At 61.0% G+C, this 16,662-nt stretch carries 11 protein-coding genes; 6 read left to right on the top strand and 5 right to left on the bottom strand.

From position 1 onward, the window contains the following. The first annotated feature begins 323 nt into the window (after positions 1-323). Positions 324-809, top strand: coding sequence for an adenosine-specific kinase (locus tag P5205_20250; protein HSA12698.1), 486 nt, complete (start codon positions 324-326; stop codon positions 807-809). 115 nt (positions 810-924) lie between these two features. Here P5205_20250 and P5205_20255 read toward each other — a convergent pair whose 3' ends face one another. Then, positions 925-3,273, bottom strand: a complete 2,349-nt coding sequence (locus tag P5205_20255; protein ID HSA12699.1) for an ATP-binding protein — start codon at positions 3,271-3,273, stop codon at positions 925-927. 135 nt (positions 3,274-3,408) lie between these two features. Between P5205_20255 and yajC the strand changes: the two genes are divergently transcribed. Genes yajC through P5205_20275 form a run of 4 tightly spaced genes read left to right on the top strand, consistent with a single transcriptional unit; the run spans position 3,409 to position 9,008 of the window. Continuing rightward, positions 3,409-3,753 carry a preprotein translocase subunit YajC gene (yajC, locus tag P5205_20260; protein HSA12700.1) on the top strand — a complete coding sequence of 115 codons (345 nt, stop codon included), beginning with the start codon at positions 3,409-3,411 and terminating at the stop codon, positions 3,751-3,753. 9 nt (positions 3,754-3,762) lie between these two features. Beyond that, positions 3,763-6,255 (top strand): protein translocase subunit SecD, encoded by a 2,493-nt coding sequence (secD, locus tag P5205_20265; protein HSA12701.1) that lies wholly within the window; start codon positions 3,763-3,765, stop codon positions 6,253-6,255. 15 nt (positions 6,256-6,270) lie between these two features. Beyond that, the gene (locus P5205_20270; protein HSA12702.1) at positions 6,271-7,230 is read left to right on the top strand and encodes a TerC family protein; all 960 of its coding nucleotides are present in this window, start codon (positions 6,271-6,273) and stop codon (positions 7,228-7,230) included. 2 nt (positions 7,231-7,232) lie between these two features. Beyond that, a complete protein-coding gene (locus P5205_20275) occupies positions 7,233-9,008 on the top strand; it encodes a DHHA1 domain-containing protein (GenBank protein ID HSA12703.1) in 1,776 nt (591 codons plus the stop codon). A 63-nt stretch (positions 9,009-9,071) separates the two neighbouring features. On the opposite strand, the gene P5205_20280 is transcribed toward P5205_20275, so the two are convergent. The 4 genes from P5205_20280 to P5205_20295 all read right to left on the bottom strand — a co-directional run bounded on the left by P5205_20280 (position 9,072) and on the right by P5205_20295 (position 13,644). After that, entirely contained in the window at positions 9,072-9,926 is an 855-nt protein-coding gene (locus P5205_20280; protein ID HSA12704.1) for a deoxyribonuclease IV, read from the bottom strand. Between the two features lie 344 nt (positions 9,927-10,270). After that, the gene (locus P5205_20285) at positions 10,271-11,476 is read right to left on the bottom strand and encodes a 2-oxo acid dehydrogenase subunit E2 (GenBank protein ID HSA12705.1); all 1,206 of its coding nucleotides are present in this window, start codon (positions 11,474-11,476) and stop codon (positions 10,271-10,273) included. Between the two features lie 160 nt (positions 11,477-11,636). Further along, entirely contained in the window at positions 11,637-12,602 is a 966-nt protein-coding gene (locus P5205_20290) for a transketolase C-terminal domain-containing protein (protein ID HSA12706.1), read from the bottom strand. Between the two features lie 7 nt (positions 12,603-12,609). Further along, the gene (locus P5205_20295; GenBank protein ID HSA12707.1) at positions 12,610-13,644 is read right to left on the bottom strand and encodes a thiamine pyrophosphate-dependent dehydrogenase E1 component subunit alpha; all 1,035 of its coding nucleotides are present in this window, start codon (positions 13,642-13,644) and stop codon (positions 12,610-12,612) included. A gap of 283 nt (positions 13,645-13,927) precedes the next feature. Here P5205_20295 and P5205_20300 point away from each other — a divergent pair, with 283 nt between their 5' ends. Continuing rightward, positions 13,928-16,390, top strand: coding sequence for a response regulator (locus P5205_20300; protein HSA12708.1), 2,463 nt, complete (start codon positions 13,928-13,930; stop codon positions 16,388-16,390). Positions 16,391-16,662 lie beyond the last annotated feature (272 nt).

The following is a 16,662-nucleotide window of genomic DNA, read 5'->3' on the forward strand; positions in this document are numbered from 1 at the left end:
GTGTGTATCCCATGGGGAGCGCTCCCCATGGGATACACACCGGGGTATCACGCGTATCACACCGGTGCCACACCGCAACATCCGGCTGTGGGGGCTGCGCTCGGGAGCCATCACTGTCCCAAAAATGGACACAATGCCAATTTCTACCGACGCGGCGATTCGGTCCATGAGCATGGGACTGTACCAACGGATTGCGGGATGAAGCAGGTGACTTTAATCGGCCCCCCCATCCTCGATCCGATGCCGACTGATGTCGGCCACTACAGTTGTTACGACTTCTTGACCCGTTGCGCTAACCGCGCAAACATCCGGTTGCTATGGAAATCAAACTCGTTGCCGTCCAGATCGAAAAGCCGGAGCCAATCAACTTCATCCTCGGCCAGACCCATTTTATCAAGTCTGTCGAGGACATCCACGAAGCGTTGGTGGGCGCCGTCCCCGGCATCAAGTTCGGCCTCGCCTTCTGCGAAGCCTCCGGCAAATGCCTTGTGCGCTGGACCGGCACCGACCCGGCGATGATTGAGCTGGCTCAGAAGAACGCCCTCGCCCTCGCCGCCGGTCACAGCTTCATTGTCTTCCTCGGCGAGGGCTACTTTCCGGTCAACGTGCTCAACGCCATCAAGATGGTGCCAGAGGTCTGCCGGATCTTCTGCGCCACAGCCAATCCCACTCAGGTGCTCCTTGCTGAAACGACGCAGGGGCGGGGCATCACGGGAGTTGTGGATGGCTTCCCCCCCAAAGGCGCCGAAGCCGCGCCCGACATTGCCTGGCGCAGGAGTTTTCTGCGCCAGATTGGCTACAAGCTCTAGCCGTCAGGCCGCTGGCACGACCCGCACAAGCTCGCGCCGTGCAAGCGCAAGGCGCCCTTCGTTTGGCAACGGTCCTGGCGGTTATCGGCGGGTGTTTGCCTGCACGGCAACGTCCTTAGCCAGCCCCGTCCTGATTGTCCAGGCACTCGCGCACGACCTTGGCCAAATCCGGGCGAGTATAAGGCTTCTGCAGGAATCGCGCGCCGCTCCGCCGAAAGAAAGTGGTATTGGATTCCTCCATGTTGTAGCCACTGGTGAGAATAATCTTAAGCTGCGGTTTGCTGGTCTTGAGCTTTACCGCGAGCTCGCGGCCCGACATGCCGCCGGGCATGACCACGTCGGTAATCACCAGGTCAATGCCGCCGGAGTTGCGCTCCCAAACCTGGAGGGCTTCCGCTCCGGAAACCGCTTCGAGCACACGGTAGCCACAGTCCTGCAAGATCAGATGCGCCATGTCCCGCAGCAGCGCCTCATCCTCTACCACCAAAATGGTCTCCCGACCGCCTCGCACCGCGCCTTGAACCGCCGCCGGCGCCAACGTCTTGGCCGGCTCAGTGCTGGCCGGAAAGAGGACGTCGAAAGTCGTGCCTTTGCCCACCTCGCTGCCGACTTCGATCCAGCCGTCATGCTGTTTGACGATGCCATAGACCATCGCCAGGCCCAGGCCCGTTCCTTTGCCGCCTTCTTTGGTAGTGAAAAACGGCTCGAAGATCCGGCTCATGGTGGCCGCGTCCATGCCGCACCCGGTATCACTGACCCGCAGGCAGACAAACGCGCCCAGCCGGGCTTCGGGATGAGTGTGCACGTAGGCGTCGTTCAGTTCGACCGGTTCAATGCTGATCGTCAGCGTGCCGCCGCCCGGCATGGCGTCGCGCGCATTGACCGCGAGGTTCATGATCACCTGCTCCACCATCCCCCGGTCCGCCTGCACCAGGGGCAATTCCGGCGGCGGCTTGAACTCGAGGGTGATGGTCTCGCCCAACAGGCGCCGGAGCATACTGGTCAACTCACCGACGATGGCCCGGAGATCCTGCGCCTCAGCCTTCATCACGTTCTTGCGGCTGAACATGAGCAACTGGCGGGTGAGCGTGGCGGCACGCTCGGCGGCGGAGTAAATCGCGCCCGCGGAGTCCGACAGCTCGGAAGACAGGTTCGGCCTGGCCATCATCATGCCGGCATGGCCCTGGATGACGGTGAGCATGTTGTTGAAATCGTGCGCCACACCTGCGGCCAGTTGGCCGATGGACTCCATCTTCTGCGACTGACGCAACTGCGCCTCCAGACTCAGCCGGTTCGTGATGTCCTCGACATAGCAGTGCACCACCTGGCCGGCGGCCACGGGGTGAAACGACCAGCATAACGTGCGCCCGGCGAAGACGGTCTGCCGATCCAGCACGCTGCGGCCGGCCGCCAGGCATTCTTGCACGATCTCCCGCGCATCGGGTGGCAACAATTCGCGCGGATTATCCTGGCCCACGGATTGTCCGAGCCTGCGGGCAGCGTCGTTAAAGTAGGTCACGGCGCCGTCGCGAGTTATTTCCATGGCCGGGTTGGGATTCAGCTTGGCGAACGCGGCCAGCTTCTGGAGTTCCGTCTGCGCCCGAATCCGCGCAACCGCCATAGCCAGCAGCGTGGAGAGCGAGAACAGGAAATGGACTTCTTCTTCTGTGAACCTGCGCTGGCGCGCCGTGAGCGCCCCCAGAACGCCGAACGCCTGTCCATGCCCGCCAATCGCGACGGTGATGCCGCTGGCAACTCCATGGTCAGTCACCAATGGCGAGCTGCGGAACCGGGTCTCCGTGGCGAGGCGCTCAAAAACCACCGCCTCTCCGGCGCTCAGCGTAAACCCGGCCTCCGTTTGCGGGTCCGCCGGAATGACCGCCTTGCCAACTTGCCCGGGTTTCCACCCCACGCCGGCCCGCAACAGCAGGAACTTGCCGCCCGGCTGCAGCTCCAGGAGATAGCAGAATTCCACCTCCAGCGTCTGGGCGACCAGCAATACGGCCTGGTTCAGCAGCGCCGCGATGTCATTGCTCATCATCGCGAACTGGCCGAGTGCCGCCACCGTGGTTTGCTGGAAGGAGCGGCAAAGGAGCATTCGTTCCGTCCGCTCGCGTTCTTTGGCGCGGTCCTCCAGTGCGGCGGCCATGCCATCAATGTTCCGGGCCAGGTCGCCCAATTCACCCCTCTCGTGGGCCAGGCCCGTACGGCTGCTGAGGTCTCCGGTGCGCAACAGTTGCGCCGCGCGGTTCAGGACCCGCACCTGCCGGAGAATAAACCGCTCCCCGCCAAACCACGCCGCCCCCAGCGCCAGCAACCCGACCGCAAATCCGGACCAGGGAAGGTGTGCTCCGTAGTGGGCGGCGTAATACTTGTCCGCGAAGTACATCATCACCCAGGCAGGCGCGACGGCAAAAAACACTGTGCCCACCAAGCGGAACCGCAGGCTCGAAAAACTGGTCATAACCGCTGTCGGTGTTTGGTGTAGGCGACAGACTAGCGGACAGGCATGCGCCCGGCAACGGGATTTGTGCAACTTCCTGATACTTAAGCTTGCCAAAAGCGCGGGGGTGCCTAGATTTGACGGCTCATTAACTATATGAATTTAGCGAGTCCTTACGCCTTGCTGGCCCTGGCGCCGCCGGCGCAGCCGGGGCAGTCCGCGCCACCGGCCTGGGTCAACATGGTGCCGCTGGCCTTGCTGGTCGTGGTGTTTTACTTCGCCCTGATCCGGCCCCAGCAGAAGAAGGCCAAGGACCACGCCAACCTGCTCAAGGCCATCCGGCCCGGCGACAAGATTCTCACCAACAGCGGCATTGTGGCCATCGTGGTCACTGTCAAAGAGAAAACCCTGTCTATCCGCTCTGCTGACGCCAAATTCGAAATCACCAAGTCCGCCGTCGCGGAAATCACCGAGCGTAGCGGTGAATCGAGCCAATCCTGAGCTGCACCCATGAACCGAAATAACTTCTGGCGCCTTATCCTCGTTGTCCTCGTCGTCCTCTGGTCGCTGTACGAGCTTTATCCGCCCAAGGGGCGCGATCTCGTGCAGTATTTCCGCGATAAGGCGGTCAACCGGGATCCCGCCTTCACCGCCATCTTCACCAACGCTCTGGCGCTGCAAAAGGCCATGCCGGAGAAGCCCTACGATAATTTGGTCACCGCCATCGGGACCAATGACATTACCCGGTATTTCCCTTCGTTCGGCGCCAAAGACCAGCTGCAGCCAACCGCCTACATCCTCAACCGCCTGCAGCGCAAGGCGGCCGGCCGCATCCGGCTGGGCCTCGACCTCCAGGGAGGCACCTCCTTCCTGGTCAGCATGGACACCAACCAACTGGCCAATGCCGCCGATGCCAGCACCGCCATTTCGCACGCGGTTGAGGTCCTGCGCAAACGCGTTGACAAGTTCGGCGTCGCTGAACCTCTGATCCAGCCGCAGGGCCACAACCGGATTCTGGTCCAACTGCCCGGCCTTTCGGCCGCCGACCAGGAGAGCGCCAAGGCCGCCATTCAGCGCGCGGCATTCCTGGAATTCCGCCTGGTGTGCCCGACCAGCGATCAAGACATCAAGGACGGCATCGTCCAGCCCGGCTATGAGATCAAAAAGCGCAAGGAGCGGACGCGCGACGGCCGGGAGCGCATCGAGGAGGTCGAGGTCAAGCGGCGCGCGGAGATGGACGGCAGCGGTCTCAAGAGCGCCATGGTGGTTCGCGGCACGATGGGCGAACCGGAAATCCACTTCACGCTCGACTCCAAAGGGGCCGAACGCTTCGCCGAAATCACGCGCGAAAACGTGGGGCAGCGCCTGGCTATTATCCTCGATGGGGAGCTTTACTCAGCACCGGTCATCCAAACCCCCATCGAGACTGGCAGCGGCCAGATCACCGGCCAATTCGACAACCGCGAGGCATTTGAACTGGCCAACGTCCTGGAGAATCCGCTCCGTGCCCCGCTTCGCATTGACGAGTCGCGCGAGGTGGACCCGACTTTGGGGAAAGACTCCATCCGCAGCGGCATCAGCGCCGCCATCTACGGCACACTGGCGGTGGCCGTGTTCATGATCATCTATTACCTTCTCGCCGGGATAGTGGCCAACATAGCGATCGTAGCCAATATCATCATCCTGCTGGGGGTCATGTGTTCCATCGGCACCACCCTTACCCTGCCCGGCATCGCCGGCATCGTTCTGACTGTGGGCATGGCGGTGGACGCCAACGTGCTGATCTACGAGCGCATACGCGAGGAATCGGCCAAGGGCAAGTCCCTGCGCGGCGCGATAGATGCCGGGTACGCCCGCGCCTTCGGCACCATCTTTGACTCGAATCTGACGACGCTCATTTCTTCGGTGATTCTAATCTACATGGGCACGGGTTCTATCAAGGGATTTGGCGTCACCCTCACAATTGGTATTTGTGCCAGCATGTTCACGGCGCTGATCGTCACCAGGCTGATCTTCGACTTCTTGCTGGCGCGTGGCTGGCTCAAAGCGCTCCCGATGCTTCACCTTGTCCGGGCGGAGAAGATTGACTTCATGAAGCTGGCCAAGCCGGCCTTTATAACCTCCTGGATCGTAATCGCGATTGGGATTGTCTACACCATCCGGCGCGGCGAAGCCTCGTTCGGCGTGGAATTCCGCGGCGGCGATACTGTCCTGTTCGCTTTCGAGCAGAAGCCGGGAGAAGCCGACGTGCGAACCGCCCTCACTAAAGTCGGCGTCAAGGACCCGCGCATTCAATTTCAGAAGGATGTGGCCAGCCGGCGCGAGACCTTGCGCGTGGATTCCGCCCCCGGGACCGCGGAGAAGGTAAAAGCTGCGCTGGCGGAAATGACCTCCGCCAAGTTCCATTTGCTCGGCCAGGACCGCATCGGCGCCACCATCGGAAAGGAGATCCAGAAGTCGGCCGCCATCGCGTTGTTGCTCTCCCTGTTTGGCATTCTGATTTACGTGGCGTTTCGCTATGAGTTCTCGTTTGCCGTCGGCTCCGTCGTGGCTTTGATCCATGACGCGCTCATTACGCTAGGGATCTACTGCATATCCGGCCGGGAATTCAACTCCGCCACCGTGGCCGCCATCCTTACCATCATTGGCTTCTCCATCAACGACACAATTGTCATCTTCGACCGCATACGGGAAGACCTGAAACTGGGCATCCGCGGCTCCTTCCGCGAGGTGGTGAACAAGGCGCTCAATCAGACCTTGAGCCGCACGATCATCACCTCCGGCACCGTCTTCCTCTCGACCCTGTCGCTTTATATCTTCGGCGGCGGCGCCATTAACGACTTCGCTTTTACGTTCCTGATTGGTATTCTCGTCGGCACCTACTCCAGCATATATATCGCCAGCGCCATCGTGCTTTGGTGGCACAAAGGCCAGCGGCCGCACATCGGGGCGGGGGCGCAACCGACGGTTGTCGAAGGCGTGCCGGCTCCCGCGCGAAAGTAGCCGCAGTTACGGGCCATGCTTGCCCTGGTTGAGATTACCTACTGGCACTGGGCGGGCTTCATTGCCTGCGTGCTGGTTTTCCTGGCCCTCGACCTTGGTCTGTTTCATCGCCGGGCCCACGTGGTCAAGTTCCGGGAAGCGCTCGCCTGGACCGCCGTTTGGTTCTCGGTGGCAATGCTATTTGCGGCCGGCCTGCACCCGCTGCGCGGCCCGAAGGAGTCCCTGGAATTCCTTACCGGCTATCTTATTGAGTTATCCCTTTCGATGGACAATGTCTTTGTGATTGCCCTCATCTTTGCGTATTTCCAGATCCCCGGCCAATACCAGCATCGGGTGTTATTCTGGGGCATCGTGGGCGCGCTGATCATGCGCGGGCTGATGATCGGGGCAGGCGCGGTGCTCATCTCGTGGTTGCATTGGATTCTATACGTGCTTGGCGCCTTCGTCCTTTTCACCGGCGTCAAGATGCTCTTCGTCAAGACCGAGGTCCACCCGGAGAAGAACCGGGTCGTCAAGTGGGTACGAAAGGTCTACCCGGTCACCACCCAATTGGACGGGCAGAAATTCGTAACCATCTGGAAGGGGCGCAAGGCGCTCACCCCCCTGGCCCTCGTGCTGGTAATGGTTGAAACGACGGATCTCATTTTCGCACTGGATTCCATCCCCGCCATCTTTGCGGTGACCACCAAGCCCTTCATTGTCTTCACCTCCAATGTGTTTGCGATTCTGGGTTTGCGTTCGCTGTATTTCGTGCTGGCGGGTGCCCTCGACTACTTCCGCTATTTGAAAGTTGGCCTGTCACTGGTGCTTGTGTTTATCGGTATCAAGATGCTGCTCGACCCGCACGGAGGCCACGAGCGCTGGTTTCAAGTAGAAATCCCCATTACCGTTTCACTGCTGGTGGTCGGTGGGATCATTTTGATTTCCATCATCCTCTCGCTCACCGTCGGTCGTCAGAAGAAGAGCAAAGCCTGACCATGAAGTTCCGCTGGTCACTGGCGTCTCCCCAGCCTCGCCTGGCAGCGCAGTTGGCGGACGCGCTGCGGATTCCCCCACTCCTCGCCCAATGCCTGCTCAACCGCGGCTTGACCGAGCCAAATGCCGGCGCCGCCTTCCTCCAGCCTCGCCTCAGGCAACTGGCTGATCCATTCCTGCTTCCCCAGATGGGCGCAGCCGTAGAGCGGCTACTTCAGGCCCGCCTCCGCAACGAGCCGCTAGTCATCTTCGGTGATTACGATGTGGACGGTGTCACTTCCACCGCCCTGCTCATGGAGGTGCTCGGCGCACTCGGCTGCCAAGTCCGCTATTACCTGCCCCATCGCATGGAGGAAGGCTACGGTTTGAGCCAGGAAGCCGTGGACAAGTGCCTGGCGCAATCCCCCACCTCGCTATTGCTGGCTGTGGATTGCGGGTCAACCGCCTCCTCTGTCATCGCCGCACTTCGCCAGCGGGGCGTGGATGTCATCGTCCTCGACCATCACCAGGTGGGCTCCCCTACCCCTGCCGCCGTTGCCTTGGTCAATCCCCAACTCGCGCTACCCTCTCCCTCAGCTGACACTCGGCAGACCCCACCAATCAACCCATGCGGTTCAATTGAGACATGCGGCTCTTTTACCGAGTTGTGCTCGGTGGGACTCGCCTTCAAGCTCGCCCACGCCCTGCTCAAACGCGCCCGCGAAACCGGCTTGCCTGGCGCGTCAGCTTTGGACCTGCGCCCCCTCCTTGACCTGGTCGCCTTGGGAACCATCGCGGACGTTGTTCCGCTGACCGGCGAAAATCGCATCCTGGCATCCGTTGGCCTCGAACGCCTGAACACCACCCAACGCCCCGGTCTGGCGGCCCTGAAAAAAGTCGCTCAATCCCCTGCCCGGCTCGGCACTTACGAAGTTGGCTTCCAGCTCGCCCCCCGCCTCAATGCCGCTGGCCGACTGGAAACCGCCGAGGAGGCGCTGCGCCTGCTTCTGGCGCGCGATCTGGCCGAGGCCTTGCCTATCGCGCAATCTCTTGATACCTGCAACCACGACCGCCAGAAGATCGAGCGGGGCATCGCCGACCAGGTGATTGCCGCTGTGCGCACCCGGTTCAACCCCCAGACCGATTTTGCCATTGTCGAGGGCGATCCGTCGTGGCACATCGGCGTGGTGGGCATTGTTGCCGCCCGCGTCCTCCAGCAGTTTTACCGTCCGACCATCATCCTCGGCGGTGATGGCACGGATTTGCGCGGCTCGGGACGCAGCATCCCCGGGTTTGACCTGGCCGCCGCCCTGCGCGAGTGCGCCGGCCTGCTTCACCGGCAAGGCGGCCACGCGATGGCGGCTGGGCTAAGCCTCCCGTTCGCCAACCTCGACACCTTCCGCGCCCGCTTTAACCAAATCGCCCGCCGCACCCTCAAGCCCGAAGAACTTCAGCCGCCCCTGCGCCTGGATGCTGAGATTGCGTTCGCGGAACTGGATTTGGAGTGCCTTGCGGCCATCGACCGGTTGCGCCCCATTGGCCAGGGCAATCCACCCGTGCAGCTCTTGGCACGCGGCCTTAACCAGCAACGCCCTCCGCAACGAATGGGCGCCGAGAAGCAGCACCTCAAGCTCTGGATGACCGATGGCCACACCACCCATGAAGCTGTCTGGTGGGGTGCTGCAAACGAACCGCTGCCAGCCGCCCCCTTTGACCTGGCCTTTGCGCCGCAGATTAACGATTACAATGGCCGCCGCACGATCCAATTAAAAGTCCTCGATTGGCGTCCGGCCCAGTAAACCAATCCCGGCACTACGCGACCCGAAGGCTGCTTGTGGGCATGAATCCGAGTCAGCGCCGGTTTATCTGTTGGACTTCACCAGCGAACGAAGGGTGGCGAGATTGCGGACATCCTCGTGCAAATCATCGGACTTCGGCGTTTCCAGGCACCCCGGGTGGAGCCGAAACCGGGCATCGTTGACAATGTGCCGGAAGGCTGCTTTTCCAATCCTCCCCTGCCCGATGTGCTCATGGCGATCCACTCGCGAGCTCAGCTCGGTCTTGGAGTCGTTTAAGTGGAAGGCGAGGATCTGCCGCATCCCGATCAGCGAGCCAACTTCACGGATCGCTGCATTCCAACCCTTGGGTGTGCGAATATCGTAGCCAGCCGCAAAGAAATGGGCGGTGTCAAGGCACACACCCAGCCGTTCGGGCTTCCTGACTCGATCGAAGATCGCCGCCAGGTGCTCCACACGATTTCCCAGGCACGTCCCCTGCCCCGCTGTGTTCTCCAATGCTATGCGCACGGATGACTTCTTGGTCGCGACGAACACCTCGTCCAGTCCCGCCGCAATCTGTTTAATGCCCGCCGCCTCGCCCGCGCCCAGGTGCGCACCGGGATGCAACACCAAAAATGGGAGCCGGAGATCGGTCGCAAATTCAATTTCCTGAATGAGCGACTGGATGGAGCGGTCGCGGTTCTGCGACGCCGGCGCGCCGAGGTTAATGAGGTAACCGGCATGGCCAAAGACACAAGCGAGGTGGCTCGCAGTCAACTCCTTCGCATACGAGGAGAGATCGTTTCGCGCAAACGGTTTGCCGAACCATTGCATGTTGTTCTTGACGAACACCTGGCACACATGACCGCCGATTGTTCTGCATCGCTGCAAAGCTTTCCAAATCCCACCAGCCGTTGAACAATGGGCTCCGAATAACATCCTGCTATCATTGCACTCTTCGACAGACTGAGCCATCACAATACATGGGTCTGGCGCAGTGCGGTGCGATTCAGACGCTGCTTTAAGGGCAGGCAACATGGCACGCCAGCCTCTGAATCTGAAGGGTTTTACAAATCCTGCCGAAGTCGCGCTGAACTCATCGCGAGACTGTTCCAACCCAACCGGCTCCAGTGCCTGAACTGACTGGCATGGATGGATAACGCATCCACCTCAAGACAGCGGCCATTGACTTGTGTGTGCGAATCCGCGATGCAGAAGGTATGTCCACTGGTGGGGGATGCAGAAACGGCTCCTTACCCGGCATCTGATGCTACCAATGACGCTTACAGCATCTCGGGACTACACAGCAGTTGCGCGACGCGGGCCAGCAAGCGACCGGCAGCGCCGCCGTCCAGGACGCGATGATCGAAGCTCAGCGTCAAGTTAGCTTCCATCACCGGCACGAACTGGCCTGTCGCAACGTCCCAATTAGGCATCCGGCGGGCTGCGCCCATCCCCAGCACCAAAGTTTGCTCCGGTAGAGGAATCGGCGTGGCCCACGTCAGTCCGAAGGTGCCGAAGTTGGTGACCGTGGCGATGGACCCGCCCGTAGCCTCGGCCGGCAGTTTGCGCTGGCGCGCCAACTCAACCAATTCATCGTAGTGTTGGACCAGGTCCTTGAGCAGCCTTTCATCCGCGTTGCGGATCACCGGAACCAGCACCCCTTCTTCCGCCTCGACGGCAAAGCCGACATCAATCGCGGTTGGATGGACGATTTTGTTGCCAATAAGCCGCCCGGCGGGAGCACTGTTCTCCGCCAGTGCCAGAGCCAGGGCGCGCAACGCATAGAGCGCAGGACCAGGCTTCGGCTCACATGTCCTGCGATGCTTCAGGAGTGCATCAAAGCATGCGGGCAGCGCGACCGTCGCCAGGGGGCGAGTCCAACTGCGCCGCATGGCATCCGCGACAGCCACACGCATGGAGGAGGCCTGACTCAGTCTATGCTTCTCCAGGTTGGCAATAAACTTCTCAAAGTCCTGGATAGTCACGCGCCCGGCCGCGCCGCTGCCGGGAAGACCGGCCATATCCGCAGCGCCCAGGCCCAACTCCATCATGCGTGCTTTCATGCGCGGGGACATGAAGCTGGCGCCGGAGGTATTCGCCGGAACCGGGAGGCCGCGTACCGTCGGCTCGACACGCTTTTGCCCGCTGCCAGCTTGGGCCCTGCTCGCGGACACGGCGTCCTCGGTCTCGTCGTCTTCCTGTAGGGACGGCGAGGTATCCAGGCCCAAGCGTGCGGCATCCCCCTGACTGGCTTGCAAGTAACCCAGCACTGTGCCAACGGGATAGCTCTCACCCAACTTCACCAAAAACCGCTCCACCCGTCCCGGACACGGGGAAGCCACGTTCATGGTCGCTTTGCTTGTTTCAACTTCAATGATGTCCTCATCCGTTTGCACTTGCTGGCCGACCGGGACGAGCAGGTTGACTACCGTGGCTTCAGCGATGGACTCGCCGAGTTGGGGCATGATGATAGGGATTGAGGGCATGGAAATCAGGCTGCGGGGGTGGAATGATGAACTGACGGAGGAGTGGTATCACGGAGTGATGGGGCCATGGAGTGGCGGGAGAACCGGTGCAACCAGCGTCGAAACCAATCAACGGACCAGCACTCCGGCGCTACAGTTCTCCAATTCGCCATTTCGATCTTCATAGTTGCAGCAGCCGTCGAGCGGCGGCGGCTACGCTGCCCGCCGTCGGACGATGGGCTGCCCAGAGATTCGGATGATACGGGACCGGCGTGTCCTTGGCGTTAAGCCGCTGTGGCGGCGCGTCCAAGAGACCAAAGCCCTCGCTGGCAACCCGCGCGATCACCTCCGCCGTCACGCCGCCCCACGGCCACGCCTCACCGATGCAAAGCAGGCGACCCGTGCGCGCAACTGAAGCCATCACCGTATCCGTATCCAGAGGCTTCACTGAGCGCAGGTCCACGACCTCAAGCTCGGTGCCTTCCGACGCCAACTCATCCGCCACGACCAGCGCCTCGTGGACCATGGCGCTATAGGCCACAATGGTCAGGTCGCGTCCCGCCCGTGCGATCCGCGCCTTACCAGTCGGCATGGCCTCAAGGGGCAGTTGTTCTGCCTTCAAGTGGTAATAGAGATACTTGTGCTCGCAGAATATGACCGGATCGTCAATCGCCACCGCTTCGAGCAGCATACTGTAGGCATCCTCCACCGTGGCGGGAGTCATGACCACCAGCCCCGGGTAATGTGCGTAGATCGCCTCCATGCTCTGGCTGTGAAACGGGCCGCTGCCGGAAGTGCCGCCACAGGGCAGCCGCACTGTAATCGGGCAGGGCACCTTCGTCCGCCAATACAGTGTCGCCGCCTGATTGACGATCTGGTTGAAGGCGGGCGTGGAAAAGTCAGCGAACTGAACTTCGATGATGGGCCGCATCCCCTGGATGGCTGCTCCCACTGCAAGTCCGAGCATGGCATCCTCACTGATAGGCGAGTCAATCACGCGCCCGGGGAACCTCTGCGCCAGGTTCTTCGTCGCCTTGAAGGCGCCGCCGAAAGCACCCACGTCCTGCCCGTAGATGAAAACGCGCGCGTCGTCGGCCAGCGCCCGCGCTTGCGCCTCCCGAATTGCATCAAGATAGGTAATTCTCATCTCTTGATCAAACCGGGTCGTGCCCTTCGCTCAGGTGCTTCGAGGCCAGCGCACACCAGTCCTCCCTGTAGGGATCCGGCCCCGGTTCCCGTTGGACTTTGGCAACGCTCTCCTCAACCTTTTCCACCGCCTCCCGGCGCCAGGCAGCAAGCATCGGGGCGTCCGCCCAGCGGTTCTCGATCAAGCAGTTCTCGGCCAATTTGAGGCAATCCCGCCCGACCGGGGATTGCTTCAACTTCGGATCAATGTAGCCGGCGTCGTCATGCTCGCCGTGACCGCAAAGGCGCAGCAAGCTGGCGACGACCAATTGCGGCCCCTGGCCCCTCCGCGCCTGGCTAACCGCCTCGCCTACCACCTTGAGACAGGCGGACAGGTCGGTCCCGTCCACGTCCTGTCCCTGAATGCCGTAGCCCCCAGCCTTGTCCAGCAGCGAGCGACAGGCGAATTGGCGATCCGTAGGTGTGGAGTACGCGTATTGGTTGTTGGCGACAACCAACACGAGTGGCAGCTTCTCTACGGCAGCCTGGTTTACCGCCTCATGGAAGGCGCCGGTAGAAGTCGCGCCGTCCCCAATGCAGGCGGCGCCAACCGTTCCTCCGACGCCCTTCATCCGGTGGGCTAGCAGGGCGCCATTTACCACGGATATCATAGCGCCCAGATGGCTAATCATGACAAACAGTCCTTCCCTAGGCCGGCCTCGATGGATGTTGCCGTCACGCGCACGCATCGGGCCCAAAGGCGATCCCAGGTAGGTCCGCACCGCATCCAGAATTGGCTCTCCGAAAGCCAACCGCCCAGCCCCGTCGCGAATGAGCGGTGCAAAGATGTCTCCCTTGCGCAAGGCCAGCCCAACCGAAACGCTCAACGCCTCCTGTCCGCGTCCGAGGAAGACCCCGCCATGGATCTTGCCCATGCGATACAGGCTGGCAAATTTGTCGTCAAGGATGCGCGCGAGCAACATCAAACGATATGCTCGCACGTACGTCTCACGAAATGAGGAGGTCTCGTCAACCGCACTGTGGTTGAGCAGAGCGTGAACCATGCGCGGCAATTTACCCGCCCGGACGCCACCGTGGCAATTGTTTCTTTGCATGTCCTGAAACCCGACATGCTTGTCTTGTTGCAGGTCAGCGCCGGCCATGTGATGGTGCGTATCGCCCAAACACAGTTCCGGCGCACTCCGGAAGCCGCTGCCTCTTCGCGACATCGCCGGAAAGAAGAATCAAGTTGGTTCCAGGAGGGGATTGGTGTTGAATGTGCTTGGTAGATGCCAAGTTGCTGCCAATCGAACTTAGCAAGTCACCATTTACTGTGAACGTTAGACGATGAATCCGCCCGCAGCCCACGTCTTGTTGATCGAGGATGATCCGCAAATGCCGGAGGTGCTGTCTGGTTTGTTGCATGGCGACCACATAGACCTGGCCCTGGCACAGGACGCAGCGACCGGTTTGGCGCTGGCACGGGAGAAACGGTTCGACGTGATTCTGCTGGACCTGGGTCTGCCGGACGTCAACGGCTTCGAACTCTTGCGGCAGCTCAAGGAGTCCCCGGAAACGCAATCCGTGCCTGTGATCGTCCTAACCGCCTGGAACAGCACCACGGATAAGCTGCGAGGATTCGAACTGGGCGCAGTGGATTACTTGACCAAACCTTTTGAGCCCGCCGAACTGCGAGCCCGTCTGCGCGCGGTCCTGCGCGCCAAACTTCTGCAAGACGAGCTGACGCAGACCAACCGCGAGCTGCTGACGGCCCGCGTGGCCGCGGAGGGTGCGGCGCGTGCTAAGGCGGCGTTTCTGGCCAACATGAGCCACGAAATCCGCACCCCTATGAACGGGATAATTGCGCTCTCGGGCCTGCTGCTGGAAACCCAACTCACCAACGAGCAGCGGGGATACCTGGAGACAGTCTATTCCAGCAGCGAATCGTTGCTGACAATCATCAATGACATTCTCGACTTCTCGAAAATCGAATCCGGCAAGCTCGAATTGGAGAACCAGCCGTTCGACGTTCGTGCCGCCATCGAAGACGCACTGGACCTGCTAGCCCCCCAGGCGGCGGCAAAGCAGTTGGAGTTAGCATACCAAATGCACGAGAGCATCCCGGCGCGACTGTGCGGCGATGTCACGCGGCTCCGGCAAGTGCTCGTCAACCTGCTCAGCAATGGGGTCAAGTTCACCGCTGCTGGAGAGGTCGAGCTAGTGGTTGAGGTCATTGCCGTGCCGAACCAAACCGACACCAAGGTTGGACTGTGGCAGCTTCATTTCCTGGTGCGCGATACAGGTATTGGTATTCCCGTGGACCGGTTGGCCCGCCTTTTCCAGTCGTTCAGCCAGGCGGACGCCTCGATCACCCACCACTACGGCGGCACCGGCCTGGGGTTGGCCATCAGCAAACGGTTGGTCGAGGCGATGGGCGGCAAGATGTGGGTCGAAAGCGTACCGCAAAAAGGGTCAACCTTCCATTTCACCCTGCCTTTGCAGGCGGCCCCTGACGCGCCACGTCTGACGCCCAAACAGCCACAACCACATTTAACCGATACCCGCGTCTTGATCGTAGATGACAACGCGACCAGCTGCCGATTCCTTACGTCACAAGCAAGAAATTGGGGAATGCAGGCGCGCGCCACGCAGAAACCGTCTCAAGCCTTGGAATGGGTGCAGGCGGGCGAGAGCTTCGATTTGGCTATCATTGACCTGCAAATGCCCGGCATGGACGGAATTGCATTGGCGGGCGAAATCCGCAAGCTGCCGGGCGGGAGCGCCCTGCCACTTGTCTTGTTGACAACGGTGGGAGTCCATTCAGATTATCCGGAAAGTGCCAGAGCTTTATTTGCAGGCTCACTAAACAAACCAATCAAGCTCAGCCAACTTCACGAAATTGTGCTTCGGATTATCTCCGGCTCAAAGCCCACGATACCCAAAGCCGCTGCCGTCAGCACCAATATCGAATCATCCCTCGCCTGCCGGTTGCCCTTGCGTGTGCTGCTCTGCGATGACAACGTCGTCAATCAAAAGGTGGCCATGCGGCTGCTCCAGCAGATGGGCTACCGATCCGACCTGGCATCCAACGGCTTGGAGGCCCTGGCGGCGCTCGACCGGCAGCCGTATGACCTGATCTTCATGGACGTAATGATGCCCGAAATGGATGGATTGGAAGCGACGCGCCTTATTCGCAAGCGGCAGACGCAGCCAGCGCGGTTTCCCAATTACAAGTCCCCGCTAGTCATCGTTGCCATGACCGCCAGCGCGATGCAAGGTGACCGCGAAAAGTGCCTGGCAGCGGGTATGGACGACTACGTCGCCAAGCCCGTGCGGTTGGATGATGTTCGCGCAATCGTGGAACGCTGGGCAGCCGTAGCAGGCAAGACTGAGGCGCCGGCAAGCCCGCCCTCCCCCACGGTTGAGAACGATTCCGCCAAGCCAGACAACGCGCCGGTTGACATGGCACGGCTGCTCGATTTTACGGACGGCGACCTGGACAGTGTGCGCGAGCTTGTGACTCTTTACCTCACTCAGACCAGCGAACAACTACAACAACTGGAGAAAGCGGTTCAGGCCGGCAAGCCCGAAGAAGTGCGCCGACTCGCCCATAGTTGCGCTGGCGCGAGTGCCACTTGCGGCATCCGACGGTTAGTGCCGCTGTTGCGTGAACTGGAGCGGCGGGGCGTTGAAAACACGCTTGCCAATGCCGCCGACCTTTCCCATCAGGCCGGCGAGGAATTTCAATGTGTCCGTGACTTTCTAGAGACCTATTTAGCCAACCATTCGAACCTCGCCACGAAGCCCTGAGGATGGAGTAGGCAGTAATCTAGATGACAACCAGATATCGGCCGAGATCTATGAAGCCCTCTTGCGCTGTGCAGCGGTTTACACGATGGAGAGGGCGCAGATCAAGTCGGTTGCAGTGGAGGACCCGTCCGTAGCTTGCGTGGCCCAGAACCGGTCAAATCTGGTCTTCTTCGAAATTGACTTGCCCGCCTTCTATTCATGTAGTTGCCGGTCAAAGCCCTGGTTCATGTGCTCCAGACTCGGCTTCAGGCTGCGACGTGAGATCCGGGCAC

It is taken from the genome of Candidatus Paceibacterota bacterium, assembly GCA_035452965.1.
Taxonomy (GTDB): Bacteria; Verrucomicrobiota; Verrucomicrobiia; order Limisphaerales; family UBA8199; genus UBA8199.